The organism is Pelagimonas sp., from assembly GCF_050633425.1.
In the GTDB taxonomy this organism is placed as follows: Bacteria; Pseudomonadota; Alphaproteobacteria; order Rhodobacterales; family Rhodobacteraceae; genus Pelagimonas.
This window is the reverse complement of record NZ_JBOEGM010000020.1, coordinates 52,075-71,689: the sequence shown is the minus strand read 5'-3', so window position 1 is coordinate 71,689 and position 19,615 is coordinate 52,075. Positions and strand designations below refer to the sequence as shown.

Below are 19,615 nucleotides of genomic sequence, written 5' to 3'. Positions count from 1 at the left end.
CTCCTGTTGATATGCCCAATTATACCGCAATCAAAAACTTGTTGCCACGTGTCTAAGTTGCCTACATTGACAATTCCCCCTTGCGCCCTTCACTCTGCGCGGCCATATGCGGCCCGAAAAGAGGCCCTGCGAATTTTACGAAGAGGTTCAGAGTAATATGCCAGTCGTTGTTGTGGAATCCCCGGCTAAGGCCAAGACTATCAACAAATATCTCGGCTCCGACTATACGGTTCTGGCCTCGTATGGGCATGTGCGGGACCTCCCGCGTAAGGGCACTGCGGTCGACACTGAGCAAGATTTTGAGATGACTTGGGAAGTGCCCACCGATTCGCGAAAACATGTTGCCGCGATCGCAAATGCTCTGAAAACCGATGATGAACTGATCCTCGCGACTGACCCTGATCGCGAAGGTGAGGCCATCAGTTGGCACCTGAAAGAAGCGCTCACCAAGCGCCGTTCCATCAAGAAATCGACCCATGTGAGCCGTGTCACATTCAACGCGATCACCAAAACGGCTGTGACAGAAGCCATGGCTGCGCCGCGTGACATTGATATGCCGTTGGTCGAAGCCTATTTGGCGCGTCGCGCGCTTGATCGGCTGGTTGGATTTGGCTTGTCGCCTGTGCTTTGGCGTAAACTGCCGGGGGCCAAGGCGGCGGGGCGCGTGCAATCGGTGTCTTTGCGTCTGATTGTTGAGCGCGAGATGGAAATCGAAGCCTTTAATCCGCGTGAATATTGGACGGTCAAGGCACAGCTCTCGACACCACGGGGCCAAAGTTACGAGGCGCGGTTGACGGTTTTGGCGGGCAATAAGCTCGACAAGTTTGACCTGGAAAACGCGACCCAAGCGGAAATGGCTGTTCAAGCGATAACATCGCGGAGCCTGTCGGTCACCAAAGTCGAAGCCAAACCGGCAAGCCGAAACCCATCGGCACCGTTTATGACGTCGACCTTGCAACAAGAAGCCAGCCGCAAATTTGGGATGGGCGCGCGCCAGACAATGAATGCAGCGCAGCGTTTGTATGAAGCCGGGCACATCACATATATGCGGACCGACGGGATCGATATGGCCCCTGAGGCGGTGACGGCCGCGCGTGATGCCATCGCGGATCGGTATGGGGCGGAATATGTCCCGGGAAGCCCGCGCGTCTATAAAAACAAGGCGAAAAATGCCCAAGAGGCGCATGAATGTATTCGCCCAACGGATATGACACGCGATGCGTCAAGCCTAAAGCTTTCTGAAGATGATCAGCGCAAGCTCTATGATCTGATTTGGAAGCGGACTCTGGCGTGCCAGATGGAAAGCGCCAAGCTTGAGCGAACAACAGTCGAAGTTGGAAGCGAGGACGGGCAGGTTGTGCTTCGGGCCAGCGGTCAGGTTGTGTTGTTCGACGGGTTCCTTAAAGTCTATGAAGAAGGCCGCGATGAGCCGGTCGAAGATGACGACAAACGGCTGCCCCAGATCATGCTGGGGGAGGCTGCGGGCTTTGGCTCTGGTGCGCTGCAAGCTGCTTATGACAAAGCGGCCGGTACGGGTGGTGCCTTGGTTGACGACGGTGGCATGCAACGCTGTGACGCTGCTGTGATGTCGGAGGATGCTGCGGTATTGGGGTTGCAAAGCTTTACCCAGCCCCCTCCGCGCTACACTGAGGCGACATTGGTTAAGCGCATGGAAGAATTGGGCATTGGGCGCCCGTCGACCTATGCCTCGATCCTGACGCGCCTCGAAGAACATGCCTATGTTCGCAAAGAACAAAACCGCCTCTTCCCAGAAGAACGTGGGCGGATTGTGACGATCTTTTTGCTCAACTTCTTTAAGCGCTACGTTGAGTATGATTTCACCGCTGCGATGGAAGATGAGCTTGACCATGTGTCGGCAGGTGAGACCGAATATGTTGACGTACTCAGCAAATTTTGGCGCGACTTCTCGGTCGCGATTGAGGAAACGACAGAACTTCGAGTGTCGGAAGTTCTCGATGTTTTGGACGATGCTTTGGCACCTCAACTGTATCCGCCACGTGAAGACGGGTCGGATCCGCGGATTTGCCAGAAATGCGGAACGGGTCAGTTGCACCTGAAAACCTCACGTACGGGTGGGTTTGTCGGATGCGGTAATTATCCTGAATGCACCTATACGCGGCCGATTGCCGGCGAAGGGGCCGAGGGCGAAGAAAAGCTGCTGGGCGAAGATCAGGGTGATGAAATCTGGCTGAAAGATGGGCGTTATGGCCCCTATGTTCAGCGTGGAGAAGTCACGCCAGAAAATAAAAAGCCGAAACGGACGTCGTTGCCTTTGGCGCGAAATGGCGGCTGGCCAAAAGATCAGACCACGCTTGAACAGGCGGTGCAGTTGCTCAGCTTGCCACGCCATGTTGGGGATCACCCCGAAGGCGGGCGGATCAGCGGGAATTTGGGCCGGTTCGGGCCCTATATCATGCACAAGCTGCCCGGCGATGAGAAGCCAGTTTACGTAAACTTCAAGCAATACAATGAGATGTTTGAAGTTGGCATGAACCATGCGGTGGAATTGCTGGCTCATAAACGTGCCAACCCGGGGCGCGGACGCGGCGCGGCGGCAAAAGCCCTGCGCGAGCTTGGTGACCACCCGGATGGTGGCGGGATGAGCATCATGGAAGGGCGCTATGGGCCCTATGTGAAGTGGGAGAAGGTCAATACGACGATCCCCAAAGGCACCGAACCAAAGGATGTCACGGTTGAGATGGCGGTCGAGTTGATCGCGGAAAAAACCAAGAAGGCACCGAAAAAGAAGGCTGCCCCCAAGAAAAAGCCCGCGGCGAAAAAGACGGCTGCCAAGAAGCCAGCAGCCAAGAAACCGGCGGCCAAGAAGGCCGCAGATACCGAATAATGAAAAGCCCGGCTGTTATGGCCGGGCTTTTGTTTGACTCGTGCTAGCCGTCTTTGGCGGCAATCATCAGCTGAAGGCGTTTTACCTCGCGAATGACACGGTCTGCCTGCATTTGCGGCATGAGGCTCAGCTTTATCTGCAAGGACGCCAGCATTAAAACCGCCGAGCTCAGCCCCCATCTGAGGGCTGGCAAAACGTCGGTCGCAGCAAAGAAGTTTACGGCGCACCAGATCGCGACAACGAACATTGCCAGCTGTTGGATAATAAGCACCCAGGTCACCCACCCAAGCTTGCCGGTAAATTGATTCAGACCCAACTGAAACCAGCCAAGCTCTTGTGTGGCTTCCAAGATTTCCCGATCTTGCCTGGTGAGGGCGGCTTTGATCTGGGCGTCGAGATCTTTTTCGAAAACGTCAGGCATCATGGTCTCCTTGCAATGCGGATTTTAGGGATTGGCGCGCCAAGGACAGGCGCGATTTTACGGTTCCGACCGGGATGTCCAAGGCAATGGACACTTCGATCACGCTCAGCCCTTCGATATAAAACAGCGCCACGGCAGTTGCTTGACCTGCCGGAAGGTCGGCAATAGCGCGGGCCAGATCGCGGGAAACGCCGGGCGGAGGCTCTATCACTTGTGGCAAAACAGGTGCCAGGGCCCGAGCCAGCGATCTGTCGCGTTGTTTGCCTTTGATCAACTGGGCGCATTTTCGTGTCACGATCCGCAAAGCCCAGACGGGAAAGGCGGCGTCGTTGCGCAGCCCTTTGAGCCCTTTGAAAACCTCGATCCACGCATCTTGGACGGCGTCCTGCGCTTCCTCGTGATTCCCCAATAATCGGGTTGCATGCAGCATAAGCCTTGGCCCGCGCAGCTCCACAAGGGCGATTGCGGCCTCTTCGCGGCCCATTCGGACCTGAGCAACCAAATACTCTTCGTAAGCGCGTCTTGTGTCTGACATGTCCTCTCCTGAGCTTATGTTAGAGAGTGCGCCACGGGAGACAAAAGGTTCATTTTGTTAGATGAAATAGGTAAAACAACCCAAGGAAGAATCTCAATATGAATTACAGTTCTATATATTTATTGATAAAATGCGACGCGAAGCACGCAACCTAAGGGTGATTTAAATTCACTCTTTGCTGCGTTGCGGCGAATTTGTTGACAGGTTAACTATCGGGCGTCACAACTCCCTTCATCGACCTGTTCTAGGCACGTGTTCCAAGGGAGGACATCATGAAGAAAGTATACGGCTCGGCCGCAGAAGCGCTGGACGGCGTTTTGACGGACGGAATGCTGGTTGCATCAGGCGGATTTGGCCTCTGCGGCATTCCAGAACTGCTTCTTGAGGCGATCAAGCAAAGTGGCGTTAAGGATCTGACCTTTGCGTCCAACAATGCAGGCGTTGATGATTTTGGCATCGGAATCTTGTTGCAGACCAAGCAGGTTCGCAAAATGATCTCTTCCTATGTGGGCGAGAACGCGGAATTCATGCGCCAATACCTGTCGGGTGAGCTTGAGCTTGAGTTCAATCCGCAGGGCACCTTGGCCGAGCGCATGCGCGCGGGTGGGGCCGGTATTCCTGGGTTCTACACCAAAACGGGTGTGGGCACGGTCATCGCCGAGGGCAAGGACCACAAGGACTTCAACGGCGAAACCTTTATCATGGAAGAAGGAATTTTTGCCGATCTTGCCATTGTAAAAGCGTGGAAAGCCGACGAAACCGGCAATCTGGTGTTCCGCAAAACGGCGCGAAACTTCAATGCGCCTGCTGCGACATGTGGCAAACTGTGTGTTGTTGAGGTTGAAGAAATCGTTCCAACAGGTTCGCTTGACCCCGATACCATTCACTTGCCCGGAATTTACGTGCATCGCATCATCCAGGGCGATCATGAAAAGCGGATTGAACAGCGCACTGTGCGCAAGCGGGAGGAAGCATAATGCCTTGGGATCGTAACCAAATGGCGGCCCGCGCCGCACAAGAGCTGCAAGACGGTTGGTATGTGAACCTCGGTATCGGTATTCCGACGCTGGTGTCGAACTATATCCCCGAAGGTGTTGAAGTCACGCTGCAATCCGAAAACGGCATGCTGGGCATGGGCCCGTTCCCTTTTGCGGGTGACGAGGATGCAGACCTGATCAACGCTGGTAAGCAAACCATCACTGAGCTGCCTCAGACGGCTTATTTCGATAGCGCGCAGAGTTTTGCGATGATCCGTGGCGGCAAGATTGCTATGGCGATCCTTGGCGCGATGGAAGTGGCCGAAAACGGTGATTTGGCAAACTGGATGATCCCCGGCAAGCTGGTCAAAGGCATGGGCGGCGCGATGGATCTCGTTGCTGGTGTTGGGCGTGTGGTTGTTGTGATGGATCACACCAACAAACATGGTGTGTCCAAGGTTCTAAAAGAATGCACGCTGCCGCTCACCGGCCAGAAAGTTGTGGACCGGATCATCACGAATCTGGGTGTGATGGATGTGGTTGAAGGCGGCTTGAAAATCGTCGAACTGGCTGATGGTGTGAGCGAGGAAGAGTTCCGCGCTGCGACCGAGGCGACGATTGTCTAAGATCATCGAACTAATTTGTACCAAAGGCCGCAGGGGAAACCTTGCGGCCTTTTTTCTTTGCCGCGTGCTGGGACGCAGACCCTAAGGCAGGGCTACCGGCGCGCTGACCCGGCCGTCTTCCAACATGATCTGAACGCCTGACAAGGGGCCGCTGCAGAGCGCGCCGCCTGGGCTTTCGCTTTGGCCTTGGGGGCAGGGCGCGTCCGTTTTAGGGCAGGCGCATCCGGCAGCACGAACAGTACACCCGGCGCTGCAGGCCTGTTGCGTAACGATCAAGCTGAGCGGGCGCATGTCTTGCAATTCAAATCCAGCTGTCTCTAGCTTTTGCAGCAATGCCTCTGTGGTGGTTGGGTCTAGGTTTTGCCATCTCAGCACGCGCTCTTGTGCAGTTGCAGAATGGGCGGTGATGAGACCAAGGATTAGGGCGGCGATCAGGCAACGCATTTTTTGCCTCCGATGTTGTCTGCGACAGCTATAGTAAAGCAGTGCATGACACCGTGCGCAAAATGGCATGATTGACGGTCAGCCATTCCTTACCTGCAAAAAGGGCCGGTCCCAAAAGTAAAGGCAGGCTCCGCTAGGGAACCCGCCTCAAGGTAATTGTGCCTGATTGGGAGGAGGGGCACAATTATCTGTTCAACCCGTCAGGGTCGATATGCTTAAGCAGCTGTCTTTTTCGCGGCTTTGGTCACTTCGTCAGTGGCTTTTTTAACTGCGGCAGTTGCATCTTCTTGCAGGTCTTTGCCAGCAGCCATCAGCAGCTCAACGGTGTCCATCTGAACTTTTTTCGCGATTTCAGCGAAGGCGGCCATGTTTTCGGCAGCAACTTCAGCCTGAGCGGAAGCGAAATCAGTTGCGGCTTTGGCGTAGTCAGCTGGCTCTGCTTTAACAGCAGTGATGTCAGCCAGTTTGGCCAGAGTGTCTTTTGTCCATGCTGCAGACAGCTCGGAAGATTTTTCAGCAGCTTCCAGCGCAACGCCGGCCAGCTTTTCGTTCATGGTCGCTTGCGATTTGAACGCATCTTCCATGGCTTTGGTGTCAACAGGGAAAGCACCCAGAGCGTCTTTGAGTGCAGCGGTGAAATCTTGAGCTTGTGCCATCTTACAAATCCTTAGTTCCGCTGCCTCCGGGCCCACCCCGTGTGCTGCAGCTGCAAACAATATGCATGCTGCATCGCGGCATTTCAAGTGAAATTTCTGCGACGCAGCATGATTTTTGCTAAACTACTGTTTTTGCTTCACAGCTTTTATCTGAACATAGGTTCCAGGAGCAGGGGCGAGTGCTTTGTAAGTCGAATCACCCGGAGCGCGAGCCGTCACTTGCTTGCCCGAACGCTTCTTGAGCCACGCCCCCCATTGTGGCCACCATGAGCCCTCGTGCTGCGTTGCTGCATTGCGCCAGCTGTCAAAATCGGCACTCAGATCATCATTCAGAAAATGACCGTATTTCACCTTGCTGGGTGGGTTCACAATACCTGCAATGTGGCCGGATTCGCCCAAGACAAAGGTTTTCGACCGTGAACCCATCTGCTGCACCCCGCGATAGACGTCGCGCGCTGCCGCAATGTGATCGGTTTCGGTCGCGATCGACATCAAAGGAACATCAACGTCCTTCAAGGACAGGGTTTCACCAAACAACTCAAAGGTTCCGTTCGAAAACTCGTTCCGCTGACAAAGGCCCCGCAGATATTGCATGGTCATCTTGCCGGGCAGATTGGCACCATCGCCATTCCAATAGAGCAAATCAAACGCCGGAGGTGTCTCACCCATCATATAGCTTTTGATCGCGGGGCCATAAATCAGGTCGTTAGACCGCAGGAACGAAAACGTTCGCGCCATAATAAAGGACGACAACATGCCTTTGTTGTCGATTTCTTCTTCGATGCCGTCGATGAAATCGTTCTGAAGGAAGGGTGTAAATTCACCCTGATCGCTAAAGTCAGTCAGCGTGGTAAAGAACGTGGCCGATTTCACCACTTTTTGTTTGCGCTTCTTCAAGAGCGACAGGGTCAACGACAATGTGGTGCCCGCAATGCAATACCCAACGGCGTTGACTTGTTCGGTCCCGCAAATCTCGCGCGCGATGTTGAAGGCCGTCAAATAGCCCTCTTCGATGTAGTCTTCGAGGCCAACGTCTGAATAGGCCTCATCGGGGTTGATCCAGCTAACGACAAACAGCGTATACCCTTGATCCACAATCCAACGGATCATGCTGTTTTTCTCTTTGAGATCGAGAATGTAAAACTTGTTGATCCACGGCGGGAACAAAACGATAGGTATTTCATGTACCTTTTCGGTCGTAGGAGAGTACTGAATCAGCTCCATCATCCGATTCCGGTAGACAACCTTGCCCTCTGCTGTGGCGATATTTCCGCCAACTTCAAAGGCTGTTTCATCCACGAGACGAACAATCAGCTCGCCCTGATTGGCTTCCACATCTGCCACAAGGTTTTCGAGCCCTTTGACAAGGCTTTCGCCATCCGTCTGGATCGCGCGTTCCAAGGCGTCGGGATTGGTGGCAAAGAAATTGGTCGGTGCCAGCATATCTGTGATCTGCTGAGCAAAGTAGCGCAAACGGCGTTTTTCCGTGGCATCGAGATCTTCGATGCTTTCGACCGCCTTACGGATCGCCTCACCGTTGATCTGGTACTGTTGCTTGATAAAGTTGAAATATGGGTTGGTGTTCCACAAAGGGTTCGCAAAACGGCGATCCTTAGGGCCCGTGTTTTCTGGTGCTGCCATTTTGCCAGAGGCAAACGCTTTTTGCGCCTCAGCAAAATGCTGCATGGTTTGGCCCCAGTATTGAACCTGCTGTTCAATCAACTTTGCCGGGTTTTGCATGGCCTCTTGCCAGTAACTCTGACCGGCTTTTGCATAAAGCGTGGCCTCAGGTCCATTCAAGGAGGCAGGTATTTGTTGTTTCTTGGTTAATGCCGCGACAAGCCGCTGCTGTAACTCTTCAATTTTGGTCAAATTCGCTTCCATTCGGGCGCGACTTTGGCCTGCGTCAACGTCGTTCGTTGTCATTGATGCAAATTCCCCCTATCTTCGCATCCGCAGCATAGCGTCGGGTTGCCTTTGCGGCAAAGCGACGAATTGGCTCGGGGCAAATGGCGCAGAAATATGCGCCCCCTTTGACACGGTAAGGAGTGGCACGCATGCGCTATATGGCGACCTATGATCTGATGGAAACGGTCCGTAACACCAACCAGTGGCTGGGCGCGACCGCCAAGACCGTGGCGTCGTATCCCATGTTCTCAGTCTTTCCAAATCCAGCATTGGAATGGGCGGCGGCTTGGGGCGAAGTCACGGAACGCACCTTTGAACGTATGGTGGTGAAACCCGATTGGGGGATTCGGACATTCACATGCGACGATGGCAAAGACCATCTGGTGAATGTCGAAACGGTCGTGGAAAAACCCTTCGGCGATCTGATCCATTTCGATGTTTCTGGCCGCGAGGAGCAACCGCGCAAGATCCTGTTGGTTGCCCCGATGTCGGGCCATTATGCGACCCTGCTTCGTTCAACAGTTAAGTCCTTGATTACAAACTGTGAAGTCTACATAACAGATTGGCACAATGCCCGCGACATTCCGGTCTCTGCCGGCAAGTTTGATGTCGAGGACTACACGCTCTATCTGATGGAATTCATGAAGGAACTTGGCCCTGATACGCATGTGATTGCGATCTGTCAGCCAGCACCTTTGACGCTTGCCGCGACGGCTTACCTGGCTGAGTTGAACCCTGATGCACAGCCACGGACACTGACGTTGATTGGCGGTCCAATTGATCCCAATGCGTCGCCCACTGAGGTGACCGATTTTGGCCACCGTGTGACGATGGGCCAGCTCGAAGAGACAATGATCCAACGGGTCGGGTTCAAGTATAAAGGCGTCGGCCGGATGGTCTATCCTGGCCTGCTGCAGCTATCATCGTTCATGAGCATGAATGGTGAGCGTCACAGCCAAGCGTTCCGGGATCAGATCATGCGCGTGTGTCGCGGCGAAGCGTCGGACCACGATGCGCACAACCGATTCTACGACGAATACCTCGCTGTGATGGATATGCCGGCGGAGTTTTACCTGTCGACGGTGGAGAGAATCTTTAAGAAGGGCGAAATCGCGGCAAATGAGTTTGTGGTCGACGGTCATAAAGTCGACATCGGAGCGATTACCAATGTGGCGGTTAAAACCGTCGAAGGCTCAAAAGATGACATTTCTGCACCCGGTCAATGTGTGGCGGCTCTGGATTTGTGCACGGGTCTTCCTGATGAGATGAAGGCGTCACATTTGGAACCTGGTGCAGGGCACTACGGAATTTTTGCCGGTAAAAGCTGGCGGAACAATATTCGCCCATTGGTTTTGGACTTTATCGATTCCAATTCTGGCCCCAAAAAGCCTGCCCCCAAGGGAAAAGCCAAGTTGAAAGCTGTAAAAAGCAGCGCGGCTTAAAGTCAAAAGGTTAGATGTTGTTAAAAGGGGCGCGCCCATGGGCGCGCTCTTGTTGTTTCGTCCTTACGCCGTGGGCGACGTCCTCAGGGTGCCATCCAGAACGCCGCGAGCGCCGGTCAAAGACCTTCGAATTCGCACAGAACGTGGACATCCATTCCCATATCTTCGAGTTTTTTGCGCCCGCCAAGCTCGGGAAGGTCCACGATAAACGCACAGCCGATGATTTCACCTCCCAGGCGTTCGATCAATTTGATCCCGGCTTCGGCGGTGCCCCCCGTGGCCAGGAGATCATCGACAACCAGCACTTTTTCACCGGGCTGAATGGCCTCATCATGGATTTCAACCACGGCTTCCCCATATTCCAGAGTGTATTCTTCTGAAATGACCGCACCGGGAAGCTTGCCCTTTTTGCGGATCGGAACAAATCCCGCCGAGAGCTGATGCGCGACGGCACCGCCCAAGATAAAGCCGCGGGCTTCTAGGCCAATCACCTTGTCAAAGCGAACGCCCGCATATGGATGAAGCAGCTGATCGATGGCCATGCGAAATCCACGCGGGTCAGCGAAGAGTGTTGTGACATCTCGAAACAGAATACCTTCGTGCGGAAAATCCACGATTGTGCGGATGTAGTCACGAACTTGAGGTTGGGCGGGCATGGGTCTCTCCTGCGCGATCAAAGCCGCCCTCTAGTGTCGGAGCGCGGCGCACATAGCAAGACCCAAGCCGGAGGTCAGCGCTTTTTTAGACGCCACGTATAGAGTTTTTGTGGCAACCAGCGCAGCTGTGGGCGAGATCCGTTGAGGCGATCGTTGATGAAGAAAGTCTTTGCTAGCATTGGATTCATTGTTAATACCCCGTTTTAAGAATAGCATCTTGCTGTGCGTGTGCTGTAATTTGTATATACGTAGTATTTACTTAAAATTCAAATAACGTGAGGTCTTTTTGTCCAAGGACGACAAGAAAAAGAAGCCAAAGGGCAAGGATGCACAGCTGGTTTTGCGCCTTGACCGAGAGGAACGAGACGCTTTTGTTGACATGTGCAAGGCGCTGGACAGCTCCGCCTCAAGGGAGGTTCGGCTGTTTATTCGGCGTTTTTTGAAAGAAAACGCCGATGAGATTTAGGCGAGGATTAGGGCTTAGGCCGCGCGCCGCAAGGTTGCGGTGAACACGCCCATTGCGATCAAAACCGCACCGCCAGCGCGGGTGATCCATGCAATCACCGATGGGCGGTCGATTACTTTTCGCAGGCGATCCGCGGCCAGCGCATAGGCCAGGGCGTTCAAAGTGGCGAGGCCAACAAACGTACTGATCAAAATGGCAAACTGCGGCAAAAGCGGCGCGGTGCTGTCTACAAATTGCGGAACGAAAGCAATAAAGAAAGCGATGCTTTTGGGGTTGAGAGCGGTCACCGCCGCGTTGTGGGCAAAGATACCCTTGGCAGAAATCTCTGTCTCAGGAAGGCTCAGACCGTCGGTCGGGGCAGAGCGGATCAGTTTCACGCCGAGGTAGATCAAATACACCGCGCCAGCCCATTTGAGCGCCGTGAACAGGGTCGCTGAGGTGGCAACCAACGCGCCGAGCCCTGCGAGTGATAGGCTCATGGCGATGAAATCCCCCATGGCGACGCCGGCAGCAGATGCCACAGCAACGGAGCGGCCTTTGGTCAAAGCATAGCTCAATACCAACAGAATCGTCGGGCCGGGAATGATTAGTAAGACACAGGTTGCCGCCGCAAAAGCGAGCCAAAGATCAAAACTCATGGGTTACTCCGGTGGATAATGGCGTTGCAGGGCCACTATGTCCTGTGGGCCAAGGGTTTTGGAAGCGTTGCTGTCCTGCGAAAAAATCGAGATGCCATCGTAATCAGGGTTCCGAATATCGGTCAAGAGCCCGAGCGCTTGGGTGATTTCCTCAAGCATTGCGCTTTCGTAGCTGCGAATATTGAGGCGGGTGCCAAAAATGATCACGCTACGGGTGATTGTCCCCTCGTCAGCCCATACCAACACCCGCGCGCCCTTGACGGTCTGGCCATCTACACCGTTGATATTACGACCGGAAATGGGGGCCTCTCCATCGGTATCAATGAAGTAAATGCGGATGTCTGCGTCGTTCTCTGGCGGGACCTGGGTCAGCGACAGGTTGAAAGACGCCTTGTTTAAATGCTGAAGCGCACGAACCAATGCCGCCCCTGCGCGCTTTTTCTTGCCGCCAAGAAAGGCGCGATCCATGGGCTCGAGGCTAACCCGAAGGCGGGCTCCCTGTGGCCAGCGAAGCTGTTCCTTTTGGCATGGACCGTCGGGATGCGCAGCGCAGGACACCAGCCGATAAAAGGCATCGTCAGTAAGGGGGCCATTGGTTTCAACAAATTCCTGCGCATACGCCGATTGGGCCAAGCAACAGCAGAGACCTATCCATCGCACCATCTGCATCCGCAGGATTAGGCTTGTGCCCCAAGGACACGGCCAGCGACCGCATCCAACTTTGCCACCAACGCCGGATCGCGTTTGTCTGGGGCGGTCATCACTGCAAATTCCAGCGCCCTGTCACAGCCATGCGGGCAAACATCGCGCTCTGTCCCGAGAAGGGCAGGGAGGCGGCGCACCATGTCCCGACCCTTTTCTGAGTTCCCCATCAGTGTCTTGATGATGTCGGTGACGTCAACTTCGCCATGATCTGGGTGCCAGCTGTCGTAATCGGTCACCATCGCGATGGAGGCGTAACAAAGCTCTGCTTCGCGGGCCAGTTTGGCTTCGGGCATATTGGTCATGCCGATCACATCTGCGCCCCATTGTTCGCGATACAACTTAGATTCCGCCAATGTCGAGAATTGCGGCCCTTCCATCGCCAGATACGTGCCGCCCTTGTGGATTGTAATGCCCGCGTCCAGGCCCGCTTGATAACACGCGTCACCTAGGCGGGGGCAGGTGGGATGGGCCACGCTCACATGGGCAACACATCCGGTGCCAAAGAAGCTTTTGTCACGGGCAAAGGTTCGGTCAATGAATTGATCAACCACAACAAAATGGCCTGGAGCGTATTCTTCGCGAAAGGACCCACAGGCCGACACTGAAATCACATCGGTCACGCCCAGACGTTTCAACGCGTCGATGTTCGCGCGGTATGGAACAGTGGTCGGGCTATGGACATGTCCGCGTCCGTGACGCGGCAGAAACGCCATTTTCACACCACCCAGCGTACCGGTTAAAATTTGGTCCGAAGGGGTGCCCCACGGGCTGGCGACATCGATCCACTCTGCGCTCTCTAAACCGTCAATGTCATAGATGCCCGAACCGCCAATCACGCCGATCATTGTTTGTGTCATGTCATGGAACCCATAGGTGTTTTGCTTGCTGTTATTTGTGCACTGCGCAGGCTGAAAAGGAAAGGTATCACGCGCTGCGTTTTTGGTTTGCCAGCTCGGCCAAGGTGGCTTGAAAGGAAGGGCATTCCGCGTGGCTTGGGGCGCTACATTTGGCGATGTGGCGCAACAGCTTTGCAAGCCGTTGTAAATTGGCGATCTGCGCGTCTATCTCGTCGGCTCGACGGTCGATCTTGACCCGATCAAGTGAAAACCGCGGCTCATTTGGCAAAAGATCAGCTGTTTCTTGCAATGTGAAACCCGCAGTCTGGCACATTTGGATCAATGCCAGCCGTGGCAGGACTGAGGGTTCATACTGGCGACGGAGGCCTTTGCGCCCAAGGGCTTCGATAAGCCCACGCTTTTCATAATATCGCAACGCAGACGCTGTCATGCCGGATTGTTCGGCGACGTCCGAAATGTCTAGCAATTCCATGTTGACCTCAATCGCGCTTCAAGTGGCAGGTTGCCCGCCGTCTTAAAGAGATATCGGAGATATGGGAATGGATTGGATCGTTTTGATGGCCACTGGGTTGGGCGCGACGGCGTTTATGGATGTCGTGGCTTGGGGGAAAGCACGCCTGACGGGGATTTTCGGGCTCGATTATGCCTTGGTTGGGCGATGGATCGGGCATTGGGGGCATGGGAAATTTGCGCATGCCTCAATCATGACCTCCGCCCGTATCCAGGGCGAAAAGCCGCTCGGATGGGGCGCTCATTACTTGATTGGTGCCGGTTTTGCACTGTGTCTGGGGCTGATTGTCGGGATTGAGGTGGCGCTTGTGCCATCGGTTTGGCTGCACGTCGGATTTGGGATTGCGACGGTTGCCATGCCATTCCTTATTATGATGCCGTGTTTTGGTTTCGGCTTTTTCGCCAGTCGTACCCCAACCCCGCCCTTGGCCCGAGTACGAAGCCTGTTTGCGCATTTCAGTTACGGCATCGGACACTATGTGGCCGTTGCCTTGGCTGCCTACATTCTCTGACAACGTGTCAATCAGAACGAAAACTCTTTGAGTTTAACAAGTCGGGGTTTTGATCAAGAAACGCCGCGGCGTCTTCATCACCGCTCATACGAGAGGCAATCAAGCTCAAGGCATGCTCGGTGATCTTGGCGCTGAATTTTTCGGGGGCCCCGGCCCGAATGGTCAGCGCCTTGAGGTGTCGCGCATAGATCGCAGTCGCGTCCTTCGTAGTATGCGACCTGAGGATCTCAAACCCAACAATCACATGGGCGCGTTGATCAAAATCTTGCGCGTCGATTGTGTCGTTCAAAAAGGCCTGAAGCAGGGTCATTCAGTATCCGTTTCGTGGGTCGCGTGACTGTCGGCAGCGGTCAAATCAAGGTCATAGACTTGACGCAACATGTCGATTTTTGCCCGCGTTTCAGGAGAAAACGGCGCTTTTCCTTCAAAGGCGTGCAGAGCCATGGCTTCGACCAATTCTGCGGTCGAAATGTCCAAATGCTCGGCCAAAGCCTTGAGGGTTTTGAGCAGACGTTTCTCCAATCGCAAGCCCGTTTGGATTCGTTCAATTTTTCGCATATTTGTTATCTAGCTACCAAGGTAACAAGCGTCAAGCTCCGAGGTGAGGTGCAGCAGACGCATATGGCTGCGTTTCGCTACGAAATCGAAACCAAACTGCCATAACACTGGTGTTTCGGGCGGCAGTGCAGTAACGCGGCCTGCGCGACCATGAACAGGATTCCCAATGAAACGCTCCCTTATGGCGGCTTTGTCTGACCGTTTTGCCCTGCCTGACCTAAGCCTGATGCCCAAAGAGGGCCTGACCGTTACGCGTCTTCGGATTGAATTGTTGGCCGGCCTGACCGTCGCGCTGGCCCTCGTGCCCGAAGCTGTGGCCTTTGCTTTTGTTGCGGGGGTTCACCCGTTGGTCGGTCTTTATGCGGCCTTTATGGTTGGCTTGATTACGGCCTTGTTTGGTGGCCGACCGGGAATGATCTCTGGGGCGACCGGCGCGCTTGCCGTTGTCATGGTGGCGCTGGTGGCGCAACATGGGGTGGAATACCTGTTCGCAACTGTCGTTTTGATGGGAATCTTGCAGGTTTTTGCCGGTGTTATGCAGTGGGGTAAGTTCATTCGACTGGTCCCACATCCGGTGATGTTGGGCTTTGTCAACGGTTTGGCAATCGTGATTTTCCTGGCTCAAATGGGCCAGTTCAAGGTTCCCGGCTCAATCGAGAAAACCGCAGAAGGGATGAGCAGCGGCGTTTGGTTGTCTGGCATGCCGATGTATTTGATGCTTGGTCTCACAGTTTTGACCATGGCGATTATTTGGGTGATGCCAAAAGTCAGCCGTGTTGTTCCCGCGCCATTGGCCGGTATCGCAATCGTAGCGGCACTGGTGATTGGTTTTGGTCTGGATGTTCCGCGCGTCGGTGACATGGCCTCGATCCAAGGTGGCCTGCCGCCGTTCCATATCCCGCAGGTTCCGATGACCTGGGAAACGCTGCAAATTATTCTGCCTTATGCCGTTATTCTGGCCGCGATTGGCCTGATCGAATCGCTGCTGACCTTGAACCTTGTCGGTGAGATGACTGGCGAACGTGGCGGTGCCTCGCAGGAATGTATCGCTCAGGGTGGTGCAAATGTTTTGACCGGTTTCTTTGGCGGCATGGGGGGCTGCGCCATGATTGGTCAGTCGATGATCAACGTCAAATCCGGGGCCCGTACGCGGATTTCAGGCATCGCAGCGGCGCTTTTCTTGCTGATCTTTATCCTCTTTGCCTCCCCTTTGATTGAGCTTATCCCGCTGGCCGCTTTGGTTGGTGTGATGTTCATGGTGGTGATCGGGACCTTCGCTTGGAACTCGTTGACGATCCTGCGCAAAGTCCCGCTGACCGACGCGTTTGTCATCTTTCTGGTGACGGTTGTCACTGTGATGGAGGACCTTGCGGTTGCCGTTGTTGTTGGCGTGATCGTGTCGGCCTTGGCCTATGCGTGGCAAAACGCGACCCGGATCACAGCGACAAAACGCGAATCCAAAACCGAAGAGGGCGCGCAGGTTTACGAAATCCACGGACCGCTGTTCTTTGGGTCGGCTGACGGGTTTACCGAGCTGTTTGATGTGGCCGTTGATCCTGAGGTGGTCATTATTGATTTCGCGGGGAGCCGAGTGGCGGATCAGTCCGCATTGCAGGCGATTGAAGCTGTGGCCGGGCGCTATGAAATGGCGGGGAAAAAGATCCAACTGCGCCATCTCAGCCGTGATTGCCATCAGCTTTTGACCAAAGCGGGTCACTTGATGGTGGATAGCGATGATGACCCAGATTACCGGATTGCCGCCGACTATGGCGTGAAAACCGGGATACTGGGCGGCCATTAAGGCACTTCGTCCAAACCAACACTCTGATCTGAATAGAAATCCAAAAGGGGGCGTCAGCCCCCTTTGACGTTTTTAAAGCCTGTTTCTGGCGCGGAATTTCCGCGTTGGAATAATCCGGCCCCAGCGGCTATTGCGGGGCAAAAACCTTCAGGTCATTGATTGCCCCCGTCGACAACGCTTTCTGAGCCATCGCAATGCGATCCAACGGCCAATCCCACCAAGCCAACGCGTTCAAATCGGCGATCTCTTCGGGAGAATACCGCATCTTCACCACGCGTGCGGGGTTTCCAGTGACGATAGCGTAATCTGGAATGGAGCCGCGCACGACGGCTCCGGCCCCGACGATCACGCCATTTCCGATTTTTGCCCCCGCCAGCACCTTGGCCTCAAAGCCCAACCAGACGTCATGCCCAATGGTCATGTCGCGTGTATCCGGTTGATATCCCAGCATGGTTTCTGGATCAAAAACGGCAAAGGGAAAGGTGCTTGGCCCCGACATTTCATGGTTGGCTGAGCTGCCGATAAACCGCACCCCATGTGCGATTTGGCAAAACTTCCCAATCGTGAGCAGCTCCTGACTAAAGGGGAAGAGATAGGGAGCAAGCCGCGCCGCCCAATCTTTTGGGGGATCGAAATCCGACGCATAGGTAAAGTCACCAATGCGCATGCGCGGATGATTGATAACGTTCCTTAGGAAAACGGTCCCCTTGTGGGCTGAACCGTCGGGCAAGGTTATTGGGTGGGGGCAGGCTGGGTCAGGCAAAGTCATATAGCCTCCTTTGAAATCTGGGACTGGTCAGGGTTTCAAAGGTGCAGATCCATGTTCGCCTCCAATGTTGCAACGCAAGGATAACGGTTTGACTTCAATGCGTCCAGATTTCTTGCCCATCGGGTGGATTGGCGCACATACATTGGCCAACGGCGCTCCAAGACAATCCCACCCCAAGGTCACTCACCGGGGCGTTTTATGCTAAACACATCGCGCACTGTGGAAAAATCGCGGTATCCCAAACGCGCAACCGGGTTAAAGCTGAGGACATCAAAAATACCGTCGCGCAGGCAATCATCGTGCAGGTGTATGCCGGTGACTTCGCCAAAGACGGCGAAATTGGCATCGCCAGGTAGGTCCAGGATCTGGGTTAATTTGCATTCCAGAGATGCCGGAGCGTTGAGCGCGCGCGGAGCATCAATGGTGTCGCATTCGGCCTTTTCGATACCGGCATGGGAGAACTCGTCGGTGCCACGGGGCAGGGCGGCGGAACTGTTGTTCATCTGCTCCTTGAGCGCCTCAGACACTACATTCACACAAAACACGCCGGTTTCGCGGATATTGGCAAGGCTATCCTTGGCTGATGTCGAAGAAAACATCACCTGCGGCGGCACATAAGCGACAGCATTAAAAAACGAATACGGCGCGATATTGTCGCCCTCAGAGCCTCGGGTCGAAATCCAGCCAATGGGGCGGGGCGTTACGATGGCGTTGAAGGGATTGTGAGGCAGGCCATGGCCGTTTTCGGGGCGATAGAACATTCAGGCTTCTTCCTGTTTGCGCGGGGATTTCTACCGTGATACGCCGCTTTGCGCCGAAATACACAAAAGAATGCGCAAGAGACCGAATTGTTCACACTGCACCCAGAAACCGCCGATGACTGGTGGGAGGTCGAGAACCTTTACGACACCTGCTTTGCGCCGGGTCGCTCTGCTTTGTCTTCGTATCGGTTGCGCGAGGACGTCGCGCCGGTTGCAGGCCTATGTGTGGTCGCGCGTGACAGCGACGGTATCTTGGGGGCCGCGATTCGCTATTGGCCCGTGCTGGTAGATGGGCATCCGGTTCTCTTGCTTGGACCGATCGCCGTTCACCCAACGGCTCAGGGTGAGGGGCTTGGCTCGTCATTGATCCGCGATACATTGGCCAGAGCGACTGAGGCAGGGCATCAACGTGTGTTGTTGGTTGGCGATGCGCCCTATTACGCGCGATTTGGCTTTGTGCGTTTGATCGGGGTCGACATGCCGCCGCCCACCAATCCAGAACGGGTACTTGGGGCCGAGCTGACACCCGGCGCGTGGCAAAACGTGACAGGCCCCGTTTCCAAGGCTTTGGCCACCAAGGGTTGAAAAGCGGCCGTTCTGTTCACATCTTTGTGTGAGCGCGAAAGGAGCTTTTCATGAGTGACACGACCTTGCCGACCTATTCATTGCCTGCGGAAATCGCCGTTTTGGCAGAACGCCACCGGGCTGCAAACTCCGTTGGGATGCAGGTTTTGAACCTATTGGGTAATCAAGCCGATAGCCTAATGGATCGATTGCCTGATGGCGTGAAATCAGGACTGGAAGAGGCAACGCGCGGTGCTTTGAACGTATCGTTTCACGCAGCGCGTTATTCGCGGGGCAAAGTTGGTGACAAGCAAAGCTGGCTCAACACGGCATTTGCCACCGCCATGGGGGCCGTTGGCGGCGCGGGTGGTCTGGTGTCTTCATTGGGCGAGTTGCCGGTGACAACGACGGTTTTGATGCGCGCAATTCAGGGGATTGCGGCTGAACATGGGTTTGACCCCAATGATCCAGAGATCGCCAAGGAATGCCTGACAGTTTTTGCCTCTGCCGGACCTTTGGAGAAAGATGACGGCGCTGACATCGCTTTCTTGTCGGCGCGTTTGGCGCTAACTGGGGCCACGGCTCAGCGTGTGATCGCCGCGATTGCCCCCCGCATGTCGATTGTCATGGGGCAAAAGCTTGCCACCCAAGCGGTTCCGGTGATCGGCGCTGCTGCGGGCGCGGCTGTGAATTTTGCCTTCACGAACTACTACCAGCAAATGGCGCATGTGCACTTTGGCTTGTTGGCCTTGTCGCGTGATACGGCAGTACCAATGGCGACCCTGGTCGCGCAATTGCGCGACGCTCTGGAAAACACCGACAAGAAAGTGAAAAACAACGATGACGCTTAAACAAATTTTAGGGGAATTAGCCTAGCTTTATTCGTGCAAAGGGGAAATCAAGTCCCCTCACTTGAAGGTTCTGATCATGGGACCAAATCGCC

The 19,615-nt window shown here is 54.7% G+C and carries 22 protein-coding genes; 8 read left to right on the top strand and 14 right to left on the bottom strand.

Annotation, left to right across the window (positions count from 1 at the left end; translation table 11 throughout):
* Positions 1–157 precede the first annotated feature (157 nt).
* The gene (topA, locus tag ACRBB0_RS16080) at positions 158–2,866 is read left to right on the top strand and encodes a type I DNA topoisomerase (RefSeq protein WP_431375468.1); all 2,709 of its coding nucleotides are present in this window, start codon (positions 158–160) and stop codon (positions 2,864–2,866) included.
* A 43-nt stretch (positions 2,867–2,909) separates the two neighbouring features.
* Here topA and ACRBB0_RS16075 read toward each other — a convergent pair whose 3' ends face one another.
* Positions 2,910–3,287: a DUF6768 family protein gene (locus ACRBB0_RS16075; protein ID WP_431375467.1), complete on the bottom strand. Its 378-nt coding sequence runs from the start codon at positions 3,285–3,287 to the stop codon at positions 2,910–2,912.
* On the bottom strand, positions 3,280–3,822 hold the full coding sequence (locus tag ACRBB0_RS16070) for an RNA polymerase sigma factor (protein ID WP_431375466.1): 543 nt from the start codon (positions 3,820–3,822) through the stop codon (positions 3,280–3,282). The genes ACRBB0_RS16075 and ACRBB0_RS16070 overlap by 8 nt, the downstream gene beginning before the upstream one ends.
* Positions 3,823–4,094: 272 nt before the next feature.
* Between ACRBB0_RS16070 and ACRBB0_RS16065 the strand changes: the two genes are divergently transcribed.
* Together ACRBB0_RS16065 and ACRBB0_RS16060 are read left to right on the top strand one after the other, a co-directional pair.
* Entirely contained in the window at positions 4,095–4,799 is a 705-nt protein-coding gene (locus ACRBB0_RS16065) for a CoA transferase subunit A (RefSeq protein ID WP_431375465.1), read from the top strand.
* On the top strand, positions 4,799–5,425 hold the full coding sequence (locus ACRBB0_RS16060; protein ID WP_431375464.1) for a 3-oxoacid CoA-transferase subunit B: 627 nt from the start codon (positions 4,799–4,801) through the stop codon (positions 5,423–5,425). The genes ACRBB0_RS16065 and ACRBB0_RS16060 overlap by 1 nt, the downstream gene beginning before the upstream one ends.
* A gap of 81 nt (positions 5,426–5,506) precedes the next feature.
* Here ACRBB0_RS16060 and ACRBB0_RS16055 read toward each other — a convergent pair whose 3' ends face one another.
* The 3 genes from ACRBB0_RS16055 to ACRBB0_RS16045 all read right to left on the bottom strand — a co-directional run bounded on the left by ACRBB0_RS16055 (position 5,507) and on the right by ACRBB0_RS16045 (position 8,451).
* On the bottom strand, positions 5,507–5,869 hold the full coding sequence (locus tag ACRBB0_RS16055) for a hypothetical protein (protein ID WP_431375463.1): 363 nt from the start codon (positions 5,867–5,869) through the stop codon (positions 5,507–5,509).
* 215 nt (positions 5,870–6,084) lie between these two features.
* A complete protein-coding gene (locus ACRBB0_RS16050) occupies positions 6,085–6,525 on the bottom strand; it encodes a phasin, PhaP (RefSeq protein ID WP_431375810.1) in 441 nt (146 codons plus the stop codon).
* A gap of 123 nt (positions 6,526–6,648) precedes the next feature.
* A complete protein-coding gene (locus ACRBB0_RS16045) occupies positions 6,649–8,451 on the bottom strand; it encodes a PHA/PHB synthase family protein (protein WP_431375462.1) in 1,803 nt (600 codons plus the stop codon).
* Between the two features lie 131 nt (positions 8,452–8,582).
* Between ACRBB0_RS16045 and phaZ the strand changes: the two genes are divergently transcribed.
* The gene (gene phaZ / locus ACRBB0_RS16040; RefSeq protein WP_431375461.1) at positions 8,583–9,875 is read left to right on the top strand and encodes a polyhydroxyalkanoate depolymerase; all 1,293 of its coding nucleotides are present in this window, start codon (positions 8,583–8,585) and stop codon (positions 9,873–9,875) included.
* A gap of 116 nt (positions 9,876–9,991) precedes the next feature.
* Here phaZ and ACRBB0_RS16035 read toward each other — a convergent pair whose 3' ends face one another.
* The 5 genes from ACRBB0_RS16035 to ACRBB0_RS16015 all read right to left on the bottom strand — a co-directional run bounded on the left by ACRBB0_RS16035 (position 9,992) and on the right by ACRBB0_RS16015 (position 13,669).
* Positions 9,992–10,531, bottom strand: coding sequence for an adenine phosphoribosyltransferase (locus ACRBB0_RS16035; protein WP_431375460.1), 540 nt, complete (start codon positions 10,529–10,531; stop codon positions 9,992–9,994).
* 480 nt (positions 10,532–11,011) lie between these two features.
* Complete coding sequence (locus ACRBB0_RS16030) at positions 11,012–11,635, bottom strand: LysE family translocator (RefSeq protein WP_431375459.1); 624 nt, start codon at positions 11,633–11,635, stop codon at positions 11,012–11,014.
* Between the two features lie 3 nt (positions 11,636–11,638).
* Entirely contained in the window at positions 11,639–12,103 is a 465-nt protein-coding gene (locus ACRBB0_RS16025; protein WP_431375458.1) for a DUF2927 domain-containing protein, read from the bottom strand.
* Between the two features lie 209 nt (positions 12,104–12,312).
* A complete protein-coding gene (locus ACRBB0_RS16020; protein ID WP_431375457.1) occupies positions 12,313–13,197 on the bottom strand; it encodes an S-methyl-5'-thioadenosine phosphorylase in 885 nt (294 codons plus the stop codon).
* 67 nt (positions 13,198–13,264) lie between these two features.
* The gene (locus ACRBB0_RS16015; RefSeq protein WP_431375456.1) at positions 13,265–13,669 is read right to left on the bottom strand and encodes a MerR family transcriptional regulator; all 405 of its coding nucleotides are present in this window, start codon (positions 13,667–13,669) and stop codon (positions 13,265–13,267) included.
* 67 nt (positions 13,670–13,736) lie between these two features.
* Here ACRBB0_RS16015 and ACRBB0_RS16010 point away from each other — a divergent pair, with 67 nt between their 5' ends.
* Positions 13,737–14,219, top strand: coding sequence for a DUF2938 family protein (locus ACRBB0_RS16010; RefSeq protein ID WP_431375455.1), 483 nt, complete (start codon positions 13,737–13,739; stop codon positions 14,217–14,219).
* Positions 14,220–14,226: 7 nt separating this feature from the next.
* Here ACRBB0_RS16010 and ACRBB0_RS16005 read toward each other — a convergent pair whose 3' ends face one another.
* Positions 14,227–14,529, bottom strand: coding sequence for a hypothetical protein (locus ACRBB0_RS16005; RefSeq protein WP_431375454.1), 303 nt, complete (start codon positions 14,527–14,529; stop codon positions 14,227–14,229).
* Positions 14,526–14,777: a hypothetical protein gene (locus ACRBB0_RS16000; protein ID WP_431375453.1), complete on the bottom strand. Its 252-nt coding sequence runs from the start codon at positions 14,775–14,777 to the stop codon at positions 14,526–14,528. The genes ACRBB0_RS16005 and ACRBB0_RS16000 overlap by 4 nt, the downstream gene beginning before the upstream one ends.
* Positions 14,778–14,943: 166 nt before the next feature.
* On the opposite strand from ACRBB0_RS16000, the gene ACRBB0_RS15995 reads away from it, so the two are divergent.
* Positions 14,944–16,578, top strand: coding sequence for a SulP family inorganic anion transporter (locus tag ACRBB0_RS15995; protein ID WP_431375452.1), 1,635 nt, complete (start codon positions 14,944–14,946; stop codon positions 16,576–16,578).
* Positions 16,579–16,705: 127 nt separating this feature from the next.
* Here ACRBB0_RS15995 and ACRBB0_RS15990 read toward each other — a convergent pair whose 3' ends face one another.
* Both ACRBB0_RS15990 and ACRBB0_RS15985 read right to left on the bottom strand, forming a co-directional pair.
* Positions 16,706–17,347: a CatB-related O-acetyltransferase gene (locus ACRBB0_RS15990; RefSeq protein WP_431375451.1), complete on the bottom strand. Its 642-nt coding sequence runs from the start codon at positions 17,345–17,347 to the stop codon at positions 16,706–16,708.
* A 179-nt stretch (positions 17,348–17,526) separates the two neighbouring features.
* On the bottom strand, positions 17,527–18,108 hold the full coding sequence (locus tag ACRBB0_RS15985) for a flavin reductase family protein (RefSeq protein ID WP_431375450.1): 582 nt from the start codon (positions 18,106–18,108) through the stop codon (positions 17,527–17,529).
* Between the two features lie 87 nt (positions 18,109–18,195).
* Here ACRBB0_RS15985 and ACRBB0_RS15980 point away from each other — a divergent pair, with 87 nt between their 5' ends.
* Both ACRBB0_RS15980 and ACRBB0_RS15975 read left to right on the top strand, forming a co-directional pair.
* Entirely contained in the window at positions 18,196–18,693 is a 498-nt protein-coding gene (locus ACRBB0_RS15980; RefSeq protein ID WP_431375449.1) for a GNAT family N-acetyltransferase, read from the top strand.
* A 50-nt stretch (positions 18,694–18,743) separates the two neighbouring features.
* Positions 18,744–19,523 (top strand): EcsC family protein, encoded by a 780-nt coding sequence (locus ACRBB0_RS15975; protein ID WP_431375448.1) that lies wholly within the window; start codon positions 18,744–18,746, stop codon positions 19,521–19,523.
* The last annotated feature ends 92 nt before the right edge of the window (positions 19,524–19,615 follow it).

Excerpts from the sequence above, each read along its gene's own strand:
- ACRBB0_RS16015 (WP_431375456.1), bottom strand. The coding sequence starts at position 13,669 with ATGGAATTGCTAGACATTTCGGACGTCGCCGAACAATCCGGCATGACA.
- ACRBB0_RS16045 (WP_431375462.1), bottom strand. The coding sequence starts at position 8,451 with ATGACAACGAACGACGTTGACGCAGGCCAAAGTCGCGCCCGAATGGAA.
- ACRBB0_RS16025 (WP_431375458.1), bottom strand. The coding sequence starts at position 12,103 with ATGGATCGCGCCTTTCTTGGCGGCAAGAAAAAGCGCGCAGGGGCGGCA.
- ACRBB0_RS16065 (WP_431375465.1), top strand. The coding sequence starts at position 4,095 with ATGAAGAAAGTATACGGCTCGGCCGCAGAAGCGCTGGACGGCGTTTTG.
- ACRBB0_RS15975 (WP_431375448.1), top strand. The coding sequence starts at position 18,744 with ATGAGTGACACGACCTTGCCGACCTATTCATTGCCTGCGGAAATCGCC.
- ACRBB0_RS16055 (WP_431375463.1), bottom strand. The coding sequence starts at position 5,869 with ATGCGTTGCCTGATCGCCGCCCTAATCCTTGGTCTCATCACCGCCCAT.
- ACRBB0_RS16075 (WP_431375467.1), bottom strand. The coding sequence starts at position 3,287 with ATGCCTGACGTTTTCGAAAAAGATCTCGACGCCCAGATCAAAGCCGCC.
- ACRBB0_RS15990 (WP_431375451.1), bottom strand. The coding sequence starts at position 17,347 with ATGACTTTGCCTGACCCAGCCTGCCCCCACCCAATAACCTTGCCCGAC.
- ACRBB0_RS15985 (WP_431375450.1), bottom strand. The coding sequence starts at position 18,108 with ATGTTCTATCGCCCCGAAAACGGCCATGGCCTGCCTCACAATCCCTTC.
- ACRBB0_RS16010 (WP_431375455.1), top strand. The coding sequence starts at position 13,737 with ATGGATTGGATCGTTTTGATGGCCACTGGGTTGGGCGCGACGGCGTTT.
- ACRBB0_RS16035 (WP_431375460.1), bottom strand. The coding sequence starts at position 10,531 with ATGCCCGCCCAACCTCAAGTTCGTGACTACATCCGCACAATCGTGGAT.
- ACRBB0_RS16050 (WP_431375810.1), bottom strand. The coding sequence starts at position 6,525 with ATGGCACAAGCTCAAGATTTCACCGCTGCACTCAAAGACGCTCTGGGT.
- ACRBB0_RS16000 (WP_431375453.1), bottom strand. The coding sequence starts at position 14,777 with ATGCGAAAAATTGAACGAATCCAAACGGGCTTGCGATTGGAGAAACGT.
- ACRBB0_RS16060 (WP_431375464.1), top strand. The coding sequence starts at position 4,799 with ATGCCTTGGGATCGTAACCAAATGGCGGCCCGCGCCGCACAAGAGCTG.
- ACRBB0_RS16070 (WP_431375466.1), bottom strand. The coding sequence starts at position 3,822 with ATGTCAGACACAAGACGCGCTTACGAAGAGTATTTGGTTGCTCAGGTC.
- ACRBB0_RS16005 (WP_431375454.1), bottom strand. The coding sequence starts at position 14,529 with ATGACCCTGCTTCAGGCCTTTTTGAACGACACAATCGACGCGCAAGAT.
- ACRBB0_RS16030 (WP_431375459.1), bottom strand. The coding sequence starts at position 11,635 with ATGAGTTTTGATCTTTGGCTCGCTTTTGCGGCGGCAACCTGTGTCTTA.
- topA (WP_431375468.1), top strand. The coding sequence starts at position 158 with ATGCCAGTCGTTGTTGTGGAATCCCCGGCTAAGGCCAAGACTATCAAC.
- ACRBB0_RS16020 (WP_431375457.1), bottom strand. The coding sequence starts at position 13,197 with ATGACACAAACAATGATCGGCGTGATTGGCGGTTCGGGCATCTATGAC.
- phaZ (WP_431375461.1), top strand. The coding sequence starts at position 8,583 with ATGCGCTATATGGCGACCTATGATCTGATGGAAACGGTCCGTAACACC.
- ACRBB0_RS15995 (WP_431375452.1), top strand. The coding sequence starts at position 14,944 with ATGAAACGCTCCCTTATGGCGGCTTTGTCTGACCGTTTTGCCCTGCCT.